At 36.4% G+C, this 18,985-nt stretch carries 13 protein-coding genes; 10 read left to right on the plus strand and 3 right to left on the minus strand.

Translation table 11 applies throughout. The annotated features are described in order from the left end of the window. Positions 1-13 precede the first annotated feature (13 nt). A complete protein-coding gene (locus tag B2Z27_RS11340; RefSeq protein WP_286813742.1) occupies positions 14-1,651 on the plus strand; it encodes a sulfatase family protein in 1,638 nt (545 codons plus the stop codon). On the opposite strand, the gene B2Z27_RS11345 is transcribed toward B2Z27_RS11340, so the two are convergent. Next, positions 1,648-2,082 (minus strand): BLUF domain-containing protein, encoded by a 435-nt coding sequence (locus tag B2Z27_RS11345; protein WP_286813743.1) that lies wholly within the window; start codon positions 2,080-2,082, stop codon positions 1,648-1,650. The genes B2Z27_RS11340 and B2Z27_RS11345 overlap by 4 nt on opposite strands. 224 nt (positions 2,083-2,306) lie before the next feature. Between B2Z27_RS11345 and B2Z27_RS11350 the strand changes: the two genes are divergently transcribed. Both B2Z27_RS11350 and B2Z27_RS11355 read left to right on the plus strand, forming a co-directional pair. After that, positions 2,307-2,780, plus strand: coding sequence for a hypothetical protein (locus B2Z27_RS11350; RefSeq protein WP_286813744.1), 474 nt, complete (start codon positions 2,307-2,309; stop codon positions 2,778-2,780). A 111-nt stretch (positions 2,781-2,891) separates the two neighbouring features. Further along, positions 2,892-3,401, plus strand: a complete 510-nt coding sequence (locus B2Z27_RS11355) for a peroxiredoxin-like family protein (RefSeq protein ID WP_058105204.1) — start codon at positions 2,892-2,894, stop codon at positions 3,399-3,401. Between the two features lie 100 nt (positions 3,402-3,501). Here the strand turns inward: B2Z27_RS11355 and B2Z27_RS11360 are convergent, their stop codons facing one another. Beyond that, positions 3,502-4,218 (minus strand): ribonuclease activity regulator RraA, encoded by a 717-nt coding sequence (locus B2Z27_RS11360; RefSeq protein WP_286813745.1) that lies wholly within the window; start codon positions 4,216-4,218, stop codon positions 3,502-3,504. 19 nt (positions 4,219-4,237) lie between these two features. Then, positions 4,238-5,209 (minus strand): sugar phosphate isomerase/epimerase family protein, encoded by a 972-nt coding sequence (locus B2Z27_RS11365; protein WP_286813746.1) that lies wholly within the window; start codon positions 5,207-5,209, stop codon positions 4,238-4,240. 206 nt (positions 5,210-5,415) lie between these two features. Here B2Z27_RS11365 and B2Z27_RS11370 point away from each other — a divergent pair, with 206 nt between their 5' ends. From B2Z27_RS11370 to B2Z27_RS11400, 7 genes are all read left to right on the plus strand, one after another. Next, positions 5,416-7,734 (plus strand): chondroitinase-B domain-containing protein, encoded by a 2,319-nt coding sequence (locus tag B2Z27_RS11370; protein WP_286813747.1) that lies wholly within the window; start codon positions 5,416-5,418, stop codon positions 7,732-7,734. 11 nt (positions 7,735-7,745) lie between these two features. Next, positions 7,746-9,971: a heparinase II/III family protein gene (locus B2Z27_RS11375; RefSeq protein ID WP_286813748.1), complete on the plus strand. Its 2,226-nt coding sequence runs from the start codon at positions 7,746-7,748 to the stop codon at positions 9,969-9,971. Between the two features lie 248 nt (positions 9,972-10,219). Continuing rightward, entirely contained in the window at positions 10,220-12,553 is a 2,334-nt protein-coding gene (locus B2Z27_RS11380) for a chondroitinase-B domain-containing protein (RefSeq protein ID WP_286813749.1), read from the plus strand. A gap of 8 nt (positions 12,554-12,561) precedes the next feature. After that, positions 12,562-14,793, plus strand: a complete 2,232-nt coding sequence (locus tag B2Z27_RS11385) for an alginate lyase family protein (RefSeq protein ID WP_414673402.1) — start codon at positions 12,562-12,564, stop codon at positions 14,791-14,793. A 15-nt stretch (positions 14,794-14,808) separates the two neighbouring features. Continuing rightward, positions 14,809-15,183 carry a cupin domain-containing protein gene (locus B2Z27_RS11390; RefSeq protein WP_058105197.1) on the plus strand — a complete coding sequence of 125 codons (375 nt, stop codon included), beginning with the start codon at positions 14,809-14,811 and terminating at the stop codon, positions 15,181-15,183. Positions 15,184-15,349: 166 nt separating this feature from the next. After that, a complete protein-coding gene (locus B2Z27_RS11395) occupies positions 15,350-16,603 on the plus strand; it encodes an Nramp family divalent metal transporter (protein ID WP_286813750.1) in 1,254 nt (417 codons plus the stop codon). A 37-nt stretch (positions 16,604-16,640) separates the two neighbouring features. Next, positions 16,641-18,959 carry a chondroitinase-B domain-containing protein gene (locus B2Z27_RS11400; RefSeq protein ID WP_286813751.1) on the plus strand — a complete coding sequence of 773 codons (2,319 nt, stop codon included), beginning with the start codon at positions 16,641-16,643 and terminating at the stop codon, positions 18,957-18,959. Positions 18,960-18,985: the final 26 nt, after the last annotated feature.

Raw genomic sequence — 18,985 nt, forward strand, 5'->3', positions numbered from 1 at the left:
ATTTAATTCGACTATGCGACTAGGCATCCTAACGCTTATAGGCTTATTGACCATTGCTTGTAACACCAAAATAAATACGAGTAAAAAAACCGCTCAAAAACCAAATATCGTATTTATCATGGCAGATGATCACGCCATTCAAGCAATAAGTGCTTATGGCCATCCCATCAGCAAAATGGCAAATACTCCTAATATTGATAGGATTGCCGAGAATGGAGCCATATTCCAAAACAGTTTTGTTACCAACTCCATTTGTGGTCCTAGCAGAGCAGTGATCCTCACCGGAAAACATAGCCATATAAACGGATTTAGACAAAACGGAGATCACTTTAACGGTAGTCAGCCCACATTACCTAAAATGCTACAGCAATCTGGTTATAACACCGCCGTATTCGGTAAGTGGCATTTACATGGTTATCCGGAAGGATTTGATGATTGGAAAATTATTGTAGACCAAGGAAACTATTATAATCCTGATTTTATTGAACATGGCGATACAACCCGTATAGAAGGCTATGCCACCGATATTATTACCAATGATGCCTTACAGTGGCTGCAACAGGACCGAACAGATTCTCTTCCATTTTTTTTAATGGTACAACATAAGGCACCGCATAGAAATTGGATGCCCGCACTGAGACATGCAAACCTTTACGATTCTATACAATTTCCATTACCCGATAGTTATTTCCCTGATTTTAATAAACAATGGGCTTCTAAAGAGCAACTACAGACCATATATAATGACATGTACGAAGGCCATGATTTAAAAATGACCAAATCTTTTGGGAGCACACAACTCCTGAATAATCCATGGACCACGGACTTTGATAGAATGACCCCAAAACAACATGACGCTTGGGATGCCGCTTACTTAGATAAAAACAACGATTTTCATAAAGCTCACTTAACTGGTAAAGATTTGGCCATTTGGAAAGGTCAACGTTACCTTCAAGATTATATGGCAACTATTGCCGCAGTAGATGAGGGTGTAGGCAAAATTCTTGATTATTTGGAAGAAAGCGGTCTTGACAAAAACACGCTAGTGGTCTACACTTCCGATCAAGGTTTTTGGATGGGTGAAAATGGTTGGTTCGATAAACGTTTTATGTATGAAGAATCTTTTAAAACACCACTACTAATACAGCTACCTGGTACCATAAGACCAGGAACTAAAATCAATGCCATGGTGCAAAATCTAGATTTCGCGCCTACTTTTTTAGAACTTACCGGGTTTTCCAATTTAAGTAAAGACATGCAAGGAGAATCTTTTTTCGGGTTATTGAACGGGACACTTAACGAAGACGATTACAGAGATGTGGTCTACTATCATTATTACGATTACCCCGCATTTCACATGGTGAAGAAGCATTACGGTATACGAACAAAACGTTATAAACTAATACATTTTTATGATGATATAGATACTTGGGAGTTATACGACCTTGAAAAAGACCCAGATGAAAAAATGAATTTGATCATGAATACCAATTATGCCCAGGTCTTACATAGAATGCGCGTTAAACTGGATAGTGTACAAACACATTACAAGGTTACCGAAACTGAATTTAAAAAAGCTTCTAAAGATAAAGTGGACAAAGCCTACGAGCAATTTAAGAGACTTAGGGGCACACCAGCTACATTTAACTAGGCTCGCTGCTCTAGGCTGTTAAGTAAGTTCTTTGCCGCCAACCAAAATTTCTTGGTAGTGGGGTTTGGTATCACGTGCATTTCCTCATCTTCATCACTAGAACCCACCATAAGCTTTATATATTCAAATGCCTCATTAGGTATTTCATCCGATAGAAATGCCATACTCCAAGTATCAAACTCCCTAGAATAGATATTTCCCTCAGAGAGCAGCTTTACCTCATGATGTCGATTATCAACCTTTATCCTTTCGAACAATGTCAATACAACTTCTGCTTCCCCTTCCAAATACTGTATAAACATTCCATCATGATATATTAAACAACCCGTAATATCATTTTTAAAATTAAAATCTCTTGAGGTATTGAGTATTTCATTTATTTGGGTTGCATTCAGTGTTTTGGCAATAGACCTATAAACCAAATTATACATAAAAACCGGTGTCTAATTATTAAATTCTACAACAATTTCTTTAACATAGCGAGGGAACAAAAAGACATCTTTTTCTTACAATTATATTAAAAATAAATATCTTAACACTATTTAGCACCTAATCTTCTAAATTAAATCTGTAGGGTCAATTTTATTTTTTATAGCGACTATAGTATTTACATATATACCATAATTTTCAGTAACACTCTTAAAACATGAATATTATGAAAAATACAATAGTTATAACTGCAGCATTGACCTTGATATTAGCATCATGCTCAAGCACAAAACAGACGACAACAAATCCAACAGAAACCGTTACCGAGCAGGTAAGTACTGAACAAAACGTAACAACTGAGAATACAAATTCAGAAGCCTCCAACACATCGGTTATTGATCAGCAAAACATGGCCGCACAAGCTAATGGCTCAACAGGTTCCATGAACAACGTAATGGCAAAAGGTAGCACAACTACCATTAGAGATGAATATGCTGATATGTTCACAAAATTGGAAATGAGCAACGAACAAATAAGTACGTTTACCGCTGCCATGAACAGATTTAAAACTAAACAGGCCAACACACCAAGTGGCGAAATGTTAGGAAGTATTGAAAGTGAACGTACCCGACAATTAGAAGAAATTCTTTCTAGTGGCCAATATGCAAAGTATGAAGAATGGTTAGCTAATAATCAGTAAGTAGCTACGGCTTTCATTCATGTATTGCATCAATTCTATAAGCTATTCAACAAACTTTTGAGCAAAGCCCCTTGTACCTTTATACAATACTAATTATAAAATAATATTACAATGATAAAACCTACGCAAGAAGTACCTGAGTTAAAATTGCCGTTGATCAATGATACAAAATGGAGTTTGTATGATCAAGATAGTAAAGCATTTACAATGCTTGTTTTCTATAGAGGTCTACATTGCCCCGTTTGTAAAAACTACCTTGAAGCCCTAACAAAAAAATTAAAGGATTTTAGCGATAGAGGTGTTCATTTAATCGCCATAAGTAGCGATAGTGAAGAAAGAGCAAAAAAGGCTGGTAACGAATGGAATATTCCTGAGCTACCCGTTGGTTATAATTTACCTATTGAAACCGCAAGGGAATGGGGGCTATATGTTTCTAAAAAAACATCTGACAAAGAGCCAGATGAATTTTCAGAACCAGGATTGTTTTTAATTCGACCAGATAATACTTTATATGCAAGTGCCATACAGACCATGCCATTTGCAAGACCTAACTGGGACGATATTTTAAACGCAATTGACTACGTTACCAAAAATGATTATCCTGCCAGAGGTGGAGAATAAAAATTTGCGCTTTGTTATAATAGCACGCAACAAAAAAAGTGATTTGAATTCTTAAGAATCAAATCACTTTTTTTCTGTTTTCAATCTATGTTAATTTCGTTTATTCTTTCTTCTCTTTCCACTTTTCAAACTTGGCTTTTGCTTCATCGCTCACCATAGGATAAAGCCCGATAATAGGCGTACCTGCTTGTACACTTTCCATTACGAACTCTTCATACATGGTCATTTCTAAACATTCATTGGCTACTTCATCTGCAAGATGCGCCGGAATAACCATTACACCATCATCATCACCCAGTATAATATCTCCAGGAAATACCGCAACATCACCACAACCGATAGGATCATTTATAGCAATTGCCTGGTGCAGGGTAAGGTTTGTAGGTGCCGATGGTCTATTATGGAATGATGAAAAATCCAGATCCGCAATTTCCGCAGAATCCCTAAAACCGCCGTCGGTAACAATTCCAGATACCCCACGAACCATTAACCTTGTTATCAATATTGACCCTGCCGATGCCGCCCTTGCATTCTGGCGGCTATCTATAACCAAAACAGCACCTTCTGGACACTGCTCTACTGCTACCCTTTGCAAATGCTTTGGGTCTCTAAATACTGAAATTGGGTTAAGATCTTCCCTTGCCGGTATATAACGCAAGGTATACGCTTCGCCGACCATCGTAGGCCTTCCTAATTTCAACGGTTTAACATGCTGTATAAATTGATTTTTCAATCCTTTTTTAAAAAGACATGTTGCTACTGTAGCGGTACTTACTTTTTTTAATTTGTTTTTTGTAGATGTTGATACTTTGGTCATAATTGCTTCTTCAATAATTTTAATATTCCGCCTTTTTCCATGCTTCTTTGATAAAGGTTAAATCCTTTTTCATTTTAGCGAATACTTCTTTTTTATCCATTTTTATGGTTGTTGCACCATGTTCCGCACCACCAAGATCATATTCTAAATGCAATGACATAGGCACCTTAATTTTATACTTTTTTAGTATAGAGAAATAATGTACAAAATCTACCATTCCCTCACCTAAAGGGGTATTGATCGGCTGCCATACACCATCTTTAAGACCCCACTTAAAATCTTTGATGACCAAAGATTTTATAAATGGCCGAATACGCCTTAAATCCAATTCCCAACTTTTACCTCCTTCTACTATGGCATGCCTAATATCATACTGACAACCGAGAAAATTAGTATCTGACTTGGCAAAAATAGATGGCAGATCCCAAATTGGGGCACCTACATGATTACCCGCATGGTTTTGATAACAACCAACCAAACGTAATTGTTTATTTACTTCTGCCAACTTCTTCGCTTGATCAGTAAACTCCTCCATACTTTCATCTATGGTTTTTTCCTCAGGATAAGATAACCAACCGGTACGATAATGTGTAAAACCTAATTGACTTGCGGTCTGTAATACATTCAACTCATTTGGTTGTAAAATATCCCAAACGTTAGTGGTCATCATTTGAGGTTTTAACCCGTACTTTTTCATTGCTTCTACTACGCGAGGCAAATCGTTTGTAACATTATCTGGCAATACATGACCTTTTGGACGTACGGTTACATCCAATCCATTAAATCCTATTTCTGCCGCTTGTGCAGACATTTCATTGTAATCCAAAAATTGTAAATGTTTGGAGAACAGATTGATTTCCAATTCGTCTTCACTCGTAGCTAATGATGGAAAAAAAGAATTATTTACATGTAGTAACGGTATGCCTGCCAAGGCACTAGCAGATTTTTTCGCGAATTCTCTTCTTGATATCGATTTATTATCATTTCTCATTTTCACCTACTTAAAATTGTTTTACTGCCAGTTTTAATGTTAAAAATTTGGAGGTCTTACAAATATATGTATTTTTGGTCAACCAAACTGGTTAACCAGTTTTGATAAATCGACCTATTTTTTGACGATTAAATCTAATGTCAAATCACAACTAATAACATACACCTGTCACATTACATTTATAGAACAAGATTAACCCCGTTATAATGAAAAAGTATTTTACACTATTAGCTGCCGTCTTACTCCTAATTTCTTGCGGTAAAAAGACCAACGTAAATAATATTACCGTAAAGGATATCAGTGAGCTAAATACGGCATTAGCAAATGCAAAACCTGGTGATGAAATTGTTATGACCAATGGTGATTGGAAAAATGTAAACATTAAGTTTGTAGCCTACGGCAACCAACAGAACCCTATCACCTTAAAAGCCGAAACCCCCGGAGAGGTTAAAATCACAGGAACATCTGACCTTAAAATTGGTGGTGAATATCTTATTGTAGATGGTTTACATTTTGTTAATGGAGCTTCTCCAACAGATGCCGTTATAGATTTTGGTATTGATCAGGATACAGTAGCCAATCACTGCAAAGTAATCAATAGCGCCATAACCGATTTTAATAAGGCGCAAAGGAACATGACCGATTTATGGGTTCGTTTCAGAGGAAGACATAATGAGCTTGACCATTGCTATATTGAAGGAAAATCAAATAGAGGACCAACAGTTAGAATAGATTTAGCAGGAAACAACAGTATCAAAAATTACCATAAGATTACCAACAATTATTTTGGACCAAGACCTCCAAAAGGTGGTCCCAGTGCAGAGACCATTCAACTAGGTAATAGTTTTACATCTATGGCTCCTAGCCATACCTTGGTAGCCAACAACTTTTTTGATCATTGTAATGGCGAGGTAGAGGTTATCTCTAGCAAAACAAATTTCAATGAATTTAGAAACAATGTATTTTATAAAAGTGAAGGATCATTGGTTACCAGACATGGTAACTACTGTATTGTAGATGGTAATATTTTTATTGGTGATGAAAAATCTGAACAAATTGGTGGCGTAAGGCTAATAGGTACGGGTCATTGGGTGACCAATAACTACTTTTATAACCTGAACGGACAAACGTTTAGAAGCCCATTGGCCGTTATGAACGGAATTCCTAAATCTCCATTAAATAGATATTTACAGGTTACAGATGTCGTTGTCGCCAATAATTCTTGGGTAAACTGTGTGTCTCCTTGGCAATTTGGCGTAGGATCTAATGTTGACCAAAAAGACATCCTACCAAAATCAGAGATAAGATCGGCAACCCCTATACGTACCATAGTAGCCAATAACCTAATCTATAACGAAACACCGGACAAACAACCTATAGTCACCCATGATTCCATAGATGGTATTTTGTTCAAGAGCAATATGATCAACAACCAAGGCGGCATTTTCAAAACGGTAGACGGACTCATACAAGAAGATATTGCTATGACGGTTGCCAAAGGAGATATATTAATGCCCGAAAAAACAATGCCCGATTTTAAGCTGTACCACGGCTTTGAATTTGACCAGATCAAAACAGATCTTTTTGGTAGTCCCAGAGCTGATCACAACATGGTAGGCGCAGTTGTAGAAAAGCCATCTGACAAAAGTGATATGATGAATATTTCATTATATGGACCAGATTGGTACAACAAAGACACCGCTAAAAACTCCTTGACCAAAACACATACCGCTGCTAACACAACAACACTTATAAGCGCTTTGTCTTCTGCAAATAATGGGGATACCATTGTACTATCTGCCGATCGTTATGAGATAAATTCCCCCTTAAAAATCAATAAAAAAATAGTTATTACCGGTCCTTCAAATAACTCAAAGACCACCATACAATATAGTGGAGCATCTAAATCTCCTGCTTTTGAAATGCACCCAAAAGGCGAACTTATGCTTAGAAATGTTCATTTAAATGGTCAAAAAGAACAATACGCTTTTGCTAGTTTAAAAGAAAGCATGTCCAGCTTATACAATCTTACTGTTGAAAACTGTATTATTTCTGACTTTGATTACGTTCTAAAAGCCTATAAATACTCCTTCTCAGAACATATCACTTTTGAATCTACATCGGTATTAAACTGTTCAAACGGACTTGAACTATCTGAAGAAACTGAAGACAAAGGAGAATACAATGCAGAAAACATAACCATTAACAACAGCACATTTGATGGTGTAACCAGCAATGTGATCGACTATTACAGAGGTGGATATGATGAATCTACCGTTGGCGGTAATCTAATTATTACCAATAGCACTTTTACGCATTGTGGCTCAAAAGCTGAAGAAGGATTACTACTGAATACCTACGGAATTATCAATGTACACCTTAAAAACAATGAGTTTATAGATAATCCTGTAAAACTTGTTGCACGTCTTTGGGGAGCCAAAAACAATAATGCTTCTGGTAATGAAATTAAAAATTCTGGGGAATTGGTGGTACAAGAGAATTTGCCATTAAAACTAATGTATTAACATATTAAAACATGAAAAATACGGCAGCCCTTTTCCTTATAGGATTTTCAACAATGCTATGTGCTCAACATATTTCCTCAGATAGCGTTTTAGGTGTAAATGAACTTGCCACTGTTCTTAAACCCGAGACAAAAGCTGAGTTTTCTGATGAAAACAACATTACGGATAAACAGTTGGCAGCCTATTTTAGAAGAAAGTTTACAGAACGTTTTTTCTATGATTACCGCACTGTTGATAATAGACTAGCCCTTTACAATGAGAAGTATCATAATTTTGAGGAGCACAAGAGCAGAGCTCAAGACCATATCTCAAAATTCGCTGATTCTACCCAATGGGTTTTGCCTTTTAATTATTTAAACGGAGATAAAGTAAATGCTTACGCGCTACGCCATTTAGCCAGACAGCACAAAATGGCAGATATTATTCTCACCTATTTTAATGAGGATAGAGACCCAAAACACATTCAATATTTTGAAACTCAAATGCGCTCCTTAAATACCGCACTTGAAAGTGGAGCTTATGAAAAAATTGAAGACGGTAACGGAGTTTATGAGGTATTTAGATCCGGGTATAGAATACTGAATTGGTTGTGGATCCATAATTTAATCTTGAACGAAGCCGAATATTCAGATAGGGACCAATTAACCACAATAGCTACCCTTCTGCAACACGGGCAACACCTTTACGAAAGAAACCAAGAGTTTCAACCAGGTAACCATCAAACAAGAGGTATGTCGGCTTTGGCAATGTTGTCTATTTTATTGAGGGATTTTGAAGGTACAGAGTTGTGGTACAACACAGCAATGCAGCGCCTTAGTGAGCATTTGGATAAGGAAATCAATGATGACGGGTTTCAATTTGAACGTTCTGTTCATTACCATATGAGCGACATCAATAATTATTATTACGTATACCAATTAGCTAAGATTAACAACATAACTATTGATACTTCTTGGAAGAACAAGCTTGAGGGCTTATTCTCTACATTGGCAAAAATAGCTTACCCAGATAAAAGTGCACCTGTATTACAAGATGATACTGAAATTCCTTGGGCAGAAACCAATGATATATCAAAGGTTATGACCCTTGGATATTTATTATTTGAAAATCCTGAGTTTGGGTATTTTGCCTCGGATAATGTAGATGACAGAATGTATTGGTTCTTAAATCAAAATCAGCTGCATTTATTGCAAAATATTGAACGTAAGAAACCTACTTATGGATCTCTTGCACTAACGGACACTCACTATTACGTTATGCGTGAAGGATGGAATGCAAATGATAAAATGATGATGATTAGTGCCGGATTAGACGAGGACAAACCAGACCACCAACATGGAGATATGCTAGGCATACAAGCCATGGCAAACGGTCATGCCATTCTACCAAATTATCAGGTTAGATATTCGCTGAAAGATTTTGAATTATTCAAGAACTCCATGGTCAAGAATGTGGCTTTAGTAGATAACGAGCTACAGGGAAAACAATGGACTTCTAACAAAGGAGGCAGTGGCTTTGGCAAATTTGGTAATTTGCCAAAGCCAACCGTTATTAATTGGACCACGCACAAAGATTATGATCTGTTCATTGGAAAGCATGATGGTTTTGACAATGTAGGTGTTAGTTACTCAAGACAGGTCATCTCTGTAAAAAATGATTTTTGGATCGTGAAAGACAACTTTTCCTCTGATCAAGAACATGAGTACAAACAAGTTTGGCAAGGACATTATACAAATGAAAATGGATCCAATCTTTTGCGGGCTACCGCACCGGACGCTAGCGGACATGACATCTTACAATTATATGCCACAGATACCGTAATCACTTCTGGCAGCAGAGGGAAAAATTGGTCTCAAGTTTCTAAATTGAATGAGAAGAATTTTAGCTTTTTAACCCTTATATATCCGTACAAAGGCTATGACAACAGAATTGATGAGACTAGTGAAACGTTAAATTTGAACGAATGGAACATAAACGCATCTCTTTCCAAAATTCAAAATGCAGGCTATACCATCATCAGCAAAGAAAACACGGCTTATTTCTTTAATGCAAATAATATCTTGTTCAAAGAACTGAGCGTGAGAACTTCCAAAAATGCGGATTTTATCATTCAAAAAGTTGGAAATACATATCGAATCACTTCTACTAGTGCGGATGAAAATTCTTTTACGGTTTCAAAATTAAAATCACCTGAAGAAACCAAAACCCTACTACCGGGCGAAACTTGGGAATTATAATAGCATCGATCATCTATAACAACTCTATTCAACCAATTTACAATAAGGCATTTAGTGAACAAATTTTATTGGAGAAATCGCGAAAATCAGCGACCGAATTTCAAAATTTAAATATTACGAAATTGGTAATTGTCCAAGGTATAAATTATCAAAACATAATTAAAAACACCTATAATATGTTAAATATTTGCCAGTCTTACAAATATCCTTATTTTTGGTAAACCAATTTGGTTAACCAGTTTTGCTTTATGAAACCTCATCATCTATTATTTTCAGTTTTATGTCTTTGTTTGGTATTCTCCTTTACGCCAAGCCCATCATCTAACCTGGTGCATACCGTAGAAGAGTTTGAAGCTAAACTAAAACAAGTACAACCTGGAGATAGTATTGTACTCGCTAATGGTGTATGGACAGATGCTGAATTACTTTTTGAAGCCAACGGTACGGCAGAAAACCCCATAACACTTACTGTTGAAGAAATGGGCAAAGTCATTCTATCCGGTGAATCTAACCTAAGAATTGCCGGAGATCATTTAATTGTCAAGGGCTTGGTTTTTAAAAATGGCCACACCCCTACCAATGCTGTAATTTCATTTAGAAAGAGTAGGGAAAAAATGGCAAATAATTGCCGATTAACCGAATGTGTAATCGATAACTACAACAACCCAGAACGTCAAGTACAGGACTATTGGATCACTATTTTCGGAAAAAACAATAGAATTGACCACAATCACATTGCAGGAAAAAAGAACCTTGGGGTAACCATGATCGTTGGTTTAGATACTGAAGATAGTAGAGCCAATAACCACCAAATTGACCATAACTATTTTGGACCACGCCCTACGTACGGTAATAACGGAGGCGAGACCTTAAGAATTGGAACCAGCCACCATGCATTGGAAAAATCCAACACATTGGTTGAATCCAATTATTTCGACAGAACTAATGGGGAGCATGAAATTATATCGAACAAGTCTTGTAATAACACGTTCAAGTATAATACTTTCTTTGAATGTACCGGCACATTGACTATGCGCCATGGTAATGAAACCTTAGTGGATGGCAATGTGTTCATAGGTAACAACAAACCTAGCACTGGCGGTATTCGTGTAATCAATGAAAGCCAAACTGTAATAAATAACTACCATATTGGCTTAACCGGCTATCGTTTTAGAGGTGCTTTTGTTATGATGAACGGTGTACCAAACTCACCTCCTAATAGATATGTACCTGTTATAGATTCTAAAGTAAACAACAACACATTTGTAAATTGTGATAACATTCTTTTTGGTGCAGGCAGCGACGCCGAAAGAAGTCAGGCTCCAAGGACATCAGAGTTTTCAGAGAACATCATTTATAATGAAAGCAAAAAAGATGTTTTCACCATTGATGATGATATTAGCGGCATTACTTTTAAAAATAATATTCTTGGTGAACATTCTGAAACCACTATAGAAGAAGGGTTTAAAAATGCCAAAATTAAACTGGTAAAAGACGAGAACGGATTATTGATTCCTACTTCTAATAAAATCAAATCGAAAGTATCTATCAGTCCTAAAATTGCAACTAAAGAAAATACAGGTACAACCTGGTATTCTAAAACTGATAATTACGTGAGCTTAAACTCTGGCAACGTTATCAATGCTGAAGCTGGCATTAACACCCTGTACGAGGTGGTAAAAACATCAAAACCTGGCGACATTATTATTCTTGAAGATGGCGGAACATACTTACTGACCAAAGCCATTAACATTAACCATCCACTTACTTTTAAAACACTAGGTAATGAAAAAGCAACCATTCTCTTTGAAAGAATGATGGCTTTTGAAATACAGAACGGTGGTAGTCTATCACTGGAAAACATCACTTTTGACGGCACAAAATCTCCGGATTACGCAGGTAACGCTGTAATAAGTACCAGCAAAACCAGTATGATAGATAATTACAAACTGTTTATAGAAAAGTGTGAATTCAAAGATATGGTTGTCAACCACTCGTTTGATGTACTACGTGTTTCTAAAGGAACTTTTGCCGATACCATTAGCATAAAGAACTCTAGCTTTAAGAATATTTCTGGCAGTATTGCCGCATTGGATAAAGAAACAGATGACATTGGCGCATATAATGTAGAGTATTTTATAATGAAAAATAACGCAATAAATGATTTACAGGGCGCTGCATTACGATTATACAGAGGCGGTAAAGATGAAAGTACTTTTGGTCCGTTCTTAGAAGTAGAACACAACGTTTTTGACCATGTAGGTTATGGCAAAAAGAACAAATATGACGCTACCCTTTCGTTATACGGCGTGCAGGAAATTGATATCAAGAACAATATTTTTAAGGACAGTAAAGCCATAAACATGCATTTGGTAGTTGGTGAACCTATTGTAAAAGTTCTCAACAACGCTTTAAGCAATTCAGAAAAACTGATCGTTACCGGAGACCAAAAATATCATGTAGAAAATCAGTGGCAACTTACCCCTGATTTTAAAGAAAGTAGCAATTATTCATTAACTACAGACTCCCCTTTAAAAGGTAAAGGTACCGATGGCAAAGACTTAGGTCTTATTAAAAATTAACAACAAGAATGACCAAAAACATAACAACGATACAAGTAATTATTTGCTGCATTTTTCTTTGTTTCAGCACTATGGCCCAAGAGCACCCCAGCTTGATTCTGACCAAAGCCGGCGTTCAAAATATACGGGCAGAACTGGGTAACGTTCCCCTCTTTGATGCATCGCTAGAAAAGTTAAAACAAGAGGTTGATGCAGAGATTGCACTAGGTATTGACACTCCGGTGCCACAAGATTATTCCGGTGGTTACACACATGAACGTCATAAACGTAATATGGTGGTCATGCAGCAAGCAGGTGTTCTCTATCAAATTTTAGATGATGCAAAGTATGCCAAATATGTAAAAGACATGCTTATGCAATATGAAGCAATGTACAAGACCTTACCCTTACACCCTAAAACAAGGTCGTACGCAAGAGGTAAATTATTTTGGCAATGTTTAAATGATTCCAATTGGCTGGTCTATGTTAGTCAGGCATATGATTGCATTTATGATTATTTGGATAAAGCCGAAAGAAAGAAACTTGAAAAAAATCTTTTTAGACCTTTTGCCGACCATATATCCGTAGATAGTCCGCAATTCTATCAAAGAGTACACAACCACAGCACGTGGGGTAATGCCGCCGTAGGTATGATAGGCCTGGTCATGAACGATAAAGAATTGATTGATCGCGCCTTATATGGCATAAAAGGGGTCAGTTTAGATAAGACAGCAAAAGATGATGATGGCGGTTTCTTAAATAAGGATGGTAAAGCAGGATTTTTAGCAAACATAGAAGAACCATTTTCCCCGGATGGCTATTATAACGAAGGGCCATATTATCAACGTTATGCCATGTATCCATTTCTAATTTTTGCGGAAGGATTACATAACGTAAAACCTGAACTTAAAATTTTTGAATACAAAGACGGCGTACTGTTAAAATCTATAGATGCACTTCTAAATTTATCTGACGCAGACGGTGATTTCTTCCCCCTTAACGACGGTCAAAAAGGAATGTCCTATTATAATAACGCATTGGTTACAGCCGTAGATATTTCATATTATTTTGGCAATCAAGATCCTGGTCTTTTAAGTATTGCCGCTAAACAGAACAAAGTTTTGCTAGATGATACCGGACTTGCCGTTGCCTTAGGTGTTAAGAATGGAAAAGCGCAGCCTTTTGAAAAAAAATCCATCAACCTGTCTGATGGACCAGAAGGTAAACAAGGTGGTGTGGGAATTCTAAGAAGCGATGGATTAGAACTTGTTTTTAAATATGCTTCTCAAGGATCTAGTCACGGTCATTATGATAAACTCTCATATTCTTATTATGAAAATGGAAATGAAGTATTACAGGATTACGGATTGGCACGTTTTGTAAATATTGAACAAAAAGGGGGTGGCAATTATCTAAAAGAGAACAAAACTTGGGCAAAACAAACCGTTGCGCACAACACGCTGGTTCAAAATGAACAGTCTCATTACCAAGGAAAATATGATATAGGTAGCAAGTATCACCCAAATTTGTATCTATTTGATAGCTCTCAAGAAAATATTCAAATTGTTAGTGCTACAGAAACAAATGCCTATCCTGGAACAAAAATGCAAAGGACCATGGCCATCATTAAACAAGATGGATTTGAAAAACCGTTTATGTTGGATATTCTAAAAGTGACATCGGACAGTACAAACCAATATGACCTTCCATTCTATTTCATGGGACAAGTAGTAAAAACCAATGTAGACTATAAAATCCCCAATACCCTTGAACCTTTAGGTGAACATAACGGCTACCAACATTTATGGTTGGAAGGTACCGGAATGACAAATAACGAAAACACAAAATTCAGTTGGCTGGACAATGGTAGATTTTACACCATGACATCAGCTACATTACCAAATGATGAATTAAAATTGGTTAGAATTGGTGCCAACGATCCAGAATTTAATTTGAGGAGAGAAGCAGGTGTAATTTTACGTAGAAAAGACATCAATAATACATTGTTCGTTTCTACAATTGAATCTCATGGTAGTTATAGTCCGGTTTCGGAATTAGCCATAAACTCTAACAGTAACATCCAAGAATTGAAAGTTGTAGTAGATACCGCCGCATATACTGCCATTGAGATTACAGCCATTAATGACGAAACAAGCCTATTCATTATAGCCAATACAAACAACTCTAAGGAAGCTGAACATAAATTAAAAATTAACGATAAGAATTATGAATGGTCAGGTTCTTATCACTTTAACAAATAATAACAGAAATAGATTATGAAAAGATTTAGTGAAAAATATGTCATTGCAAAAGATATGGAATGGGAAGTTCTTGGTGGCGGAGTATCAAGAAAATTCTTAGGCTATGACAACCAAATTATGATGGTAAGAGTTAAATTCGACAAAGGAGCACTAGGGGCTCCACATCAACATTTTCATACACAGGCTACTTATTGTGTGTCAGGAAAATTCGAATTTGAAATTGACGGTGTAAAGCAAATTGTAGAAGCGGGAGACGGTGTTTATATCGAGCCAAATTTACTTCATAGCGCAGTTTGCCTTGAAGAAGGAGAACTTATTGATACTTTCAGCCCTGTAAGAGAAGATTTCTTAACAGGTGAGGGTCCATCTTACTTTGGTGACAAAAAATAATTAAGATATATATTTCAATTAACGCTACGTTTTGCATTGGTTACGCCCCCTTTCATGACCCATGCCATAAAGCATCAATATTAAAATTGTTACGAATGTAGTGTACCATTTTAATTCGTTTTCATAGCGATAACGAATATCAATTTAAAAGCTGAATCAAAAAATAATGGCAACAGACAATTTACCCCTTTTAGGAAAGATAAAACGAAGCCTTAAAAATTTTGGTCCAGCTTTTTTTATTATTGGCTATGTAGTAGGAACAGGAAGCGTAACCTCTATGGTGGTTTCCGGTGCCAAATATGGCCTTAGCCTATCGTGGGCGCTATTACTATCATGCTTTTTTACATATTTTCTTCTTGTAGCCATAAGTAAATTGACCATAGTTTCTGGAGACACCTTAATGTTCAATTTTAAAAAGACATTTGGTAAGCCATTAACTATATTTATAATTACTGCCCTACTCGTCTCTATAGTTTCTTCATGTATAGGTGTAATGGGTGTTGTAGCAGAAGTTACCATGGAATGGATTTCGGTAAAAACAGAAATCTCTTTCCTTAACGGTCCTATGGTATCCATTTTCTTTATTGCATTGCTTATTGCTCTTTTCTGGACCGGAAAACACGAAAATTTTATAAAAGCAATGAGTATAATGGTCGGTTTTATGGCGCTAGCCTTCATTATAACCAGTTTTATGGTCGTTAATGAAGCAGGTACCTCTATCACCGAATTTTTTCCGGAGCTACCTAAAGGGGATAATAACGGATTAGTTATTGCCGGTATTGTAGGCACCACAATGGCTGGTGTATGTTTAGCCTCTAGAAGTATTTTGGTTCAAGAACAAAATTGGGGTTTAAAGGATTTAAAGACTGAAAATAAAGATGCCATGTCATCTATGATCATGACATTCTTTATTAGTCTTGCCATTATGATCAGTGCTACCGGAACATTATATTTTAAAGGCGCACCGGTAGATGATGCAACTGACATGATGCATGCCTTAGGACCTTGGGCCGGAGATTTTGCCTTAACCCTGTTCACACTGGGTATTATTGGGGCAGGTTTATCTTCCATATTCCCTAACCTACTTCTTTTCCCATGGCTGGTGGCAGATTACACCAATACAGAGCGTGACATGAAAAAACCGCTTTATAAACTTATAGTTGTTTTAGTGGCGTTATCCGGTCTAATTGTTCCTGTTCTAGGAGGTAAACCAGTATGGATCTTAATAGCCTCGCAAGCTTTGAGTCCGTTTGTAATGCCATTGATCACATTGTTTTTACTTATTCTTTTAAATAAAGAAACGATTATGAAAGAACATAAAATTAGCTTGTGGATGAATCTTGCTTTAGGTGCCACCTTCATTTTCAATTGCTATATGCTTTATGTAGCCTTAAACGGGTTTATTGATTTTATTCAATAACACGTTCAAATTACACTACAATTGAATATTTAATCTTATGAAATACATATCTCTGGTATTAACCATGTTATTCCTTCTGGCATCATGTAAAAAGAATATCGGAAATAACGGCATTTATGTTGAAAATGCCACGGAACTAAAGAACGCTATCGAGCAGTCCAAACCAGGAGATAACATTATACTTTCTAATGGAATTTGGAAAAATACCGGAATTACCTTCTACGGCCACGGCACCAAAGACAAGCCTATCTCAATTATTGCAGAAACACCGGGCAAGGTATTTCTAGAAGGCAATTCATACCTACATTTGGGTGGTGAACATTTACACGTTGGCGGACTCTATTTTAGAAATGGTTACTCGCCTAATAGTTCTATCATACGGTTTATGATCAATGAAGACAGTGTTGCCAATTACTGCCGAGTAACCAATACCGTTCTAAAAGATTTTAACCAACCCAATAGATACACTAATGATAGGTGGATAGAATTTTATGGCAAGCACAACAGTTTTGACCACAACTTTGTCTCCGGAAAATCTAATGACGGAGAGACTTTACGGGTTTTCTTTACAGGAAACCAGCATATAAACAACCACCATCAAATTACACATAATTATTTTGGACCGCGCCCTAGAAAAGGTGGACCAAGAGCGGAAACCATACGCATTGGCGATAGCAAAACCCGTTTTGCCCCTGGTTATGTGAATGTATCCCACAACTATTTTGAAGCTTGCAACGGGGAGGTGGAAATCATCTCCGATAAAACCAATTTTAATATTTTCAATAGAAATATTGTTTACAAATCAGAGGGGTCTTTAGTACTAAGACATAGTAATTATGCCAAAGTAAACGGAAACATTTTTATTGGGGGCGACGATTCTGATTTTTATGGTGGTATAAGGGTAGTGAACTCCGGACATTCTATTACCAATAATTACTTCTATAAAATTAAAGGGCAAGAATTCAGGTCTCCACTTGCTATTATGAACGGTATTCCCATGACACCTTTGAACCGTTACCTACAAGTATCTGATGTAGTCATAGCCAATAACACTTGGATAGACTGCAAATCACCTTGGCAAATAGGAATTGGAGAAAATATAGAAAGTGCCAGTGTATTGCCTGCCAGTGAAATTAGATCCGCACCACCAATTAGGTCTATTGTAACCAATAATCTTATTTATAATACAAGAACTGATAAATTACCTGTAATTAACCATAGCGAAATGAATGGGATTAAATTCCATAACAACGTGATTGACAATAATGGTGAAACGTATTCCGAATTTAATGTGCTAAAGAACGGTAACCTTAAGATGAAAAAGGTCAACGAATGGCTTTATATATCTGCAGATATTAACGATCCTATTTTAAGCGACACATATATTGGAAATGATGTACCGCTCATTGAAACCGATCTTTTTGGATCTCGTAGAAAAGATAAAAATAGAATAGGTGCCATTAACCAGTTATCCCTTGCTGAAGAGTTTGTAATTGACAAAAACAAATACGGACCAGATTGGTTCTCCCCAAAAAATGTTACACATGAACCTAAAATCATTAAAGCAACAGCCACTAAAGGAGATTTAGCCCGTAAAATTGAGCAAGCCCAGTCTGGCGATATTATTGAATTAACAGATACGGCTTACCATATTGAAAAACCATTATCTATAGATAAAGACATCACACTACGTTCTAAAGATTCTACAAATAAAGCGCAAATACTATTTTCAGGTGCTACCGATAGTGTTGCCTTTAATATGATGCCAAAAGGACATCTTAAGTTAAAGGATCTTCATATAAAAGGCCTAGACCATATAATTGCTTTTTCTCCTTTAAAAGATCAAATGTCATCTGCCTATACTGTGGATGTAGACAATAGTAAGATAGAGAATTTTGCATTTATCATAAAAGCGTACAAAGGCTCATTTGCAAACAACATCACACTTAAAAACACCCTGTTTAAAAATTGCTCTAATGGCATTGTTCTAGCCGCAGATTTAAAAGGAGATTATAATGCGGAAATGGTATTAATTGACCATTGTACGTTTCTTAATATCGATAAAAACGTTATTGATTTCTTTAGGGACGGATATGACGAATCAACTATTGGCGGTCATTTAACCGTTACCAACAGCAATTTTACTGCGTGCGGAAAGCTTGAAAAAAGTAGTATTCTTCTCAAAACAAAAGGAATTATCAACGTCTTGTTAGCTAATAATACTTTTAAAGAAAACCCTGTTGATTATGCAGCATTATTATGGGGAGAAAAGAATAACCATTATACAAACAATACTTTTATTAAATCTGGAGGAATTAAGGTTGAAGAACAACAAAAACTAAAAATTCTTTATTAAAAGTACTTAAAGTTCAAGCTGCTCTA

This window comes from Maribacter sp. UBA3344 (assembly GCF_002362375.1).
GTDB classification, from domain to species: domain Bacteria; phylum Bacteroidota; class Bacteroidia; order Flavobacteriales; family Flavobacteriaceae; genus Maribacter; species Maribacter dokdonensis.

Excerpts from the sequence above, each read along its gene's own strand:
- B2Z27_RS11400 (WP_286813751.1), top strand. The coding sequence starts at position 16,641 with ATGAAATACATATCTCTGGTATTAACCATGTTATTCCTTCTGGCATCA.
- B2Z27_RS11350 (WP_286813744.1), top strand. The coding sequence starts at position 2,307 with ATGAAAAATACAATAGTTATAACTGCAGCATTGACCTTGATATTAGCA.
- B2Z27_RS11375 (WP_286813748.1), top strand. The coding sequence starts at position 7,746 with ATGAAAAATACGGCAGCCCTTTTCCTTATAGGATTTTCAACAATGCTA.
- B2Z27_RS11340 (WP_286813742.1), top strand. The coding sequence starts at position 14 with ATGCGACTAGGCATCCTAACGCTTATAGGCTTATTGACCATTGCTTGT.
- B2Z27_RS11390 (WP_058105197.1), top strand. The coding sequence starts at position 14,809 with ATGAAAAGATTTAGTGAAAAATATGTCATTGCAAAAGATATGGAATGG.
- B2Z27_RS11395 (WP_286813750.1), top strand. The coding sequence starts at position 15,350 with ATGGCAACAGACAATTTACCCCTTTTAGGAAAGATAAAACGAAGCCTT.
- B2Z27_RS11365 (WP_286813746.1), bottom strand. The coding sequence starts at position 5,209 with ATGAGAAATGATAATAAATCGATATCAAGAAGAGAATTCGCGAAAAAA.
- B2Z27_RS11355 (WP_058105204.1), top strand. The coding sequence starts at position 2,892 with ATGATAAAACCTACGCAAGAAGTACCTGAGTTAAAATTGCCGTTGATC.
- B2Z27_RS11370 (WP_286813747.1), top strand. The coding sequence starts at position 5,416 with ATGAAAAAGTATTTTACACTATTAGCTGCCGTCTTACTCCTAATTTCT.
- B2Z27_RS11385 (WP_414673402.1), top strand. The coding sequence starts at position 12,562 with ATGACCAAAAACATAACAACGATACAAGTAATTATTTGCTGCATTTTT.
- B2Z27_RS11345 (WP_286813743.1), bottom strand. The coding sequence starts at position 2,082 with ATGTATAATTTGGTTTATAGGTCTATTGCCAAAACACTGAATGCAACC.
- B2Z27_RS11360 (WP_286813745.1), bottom strand. The coding sequence starts at position 4,218 with ATGACCAAAGTATCAACATCTACAAAAAACAAATTAAAAAAAGTAAGT.
- B2Z27_RS11380 (WP_286813749.1), top strand. The coding sequence starts at position 10,220 with ATGAAACCTCATCATCTATTATTTTCAGTTTTATGTCTTTGTTTGGTA.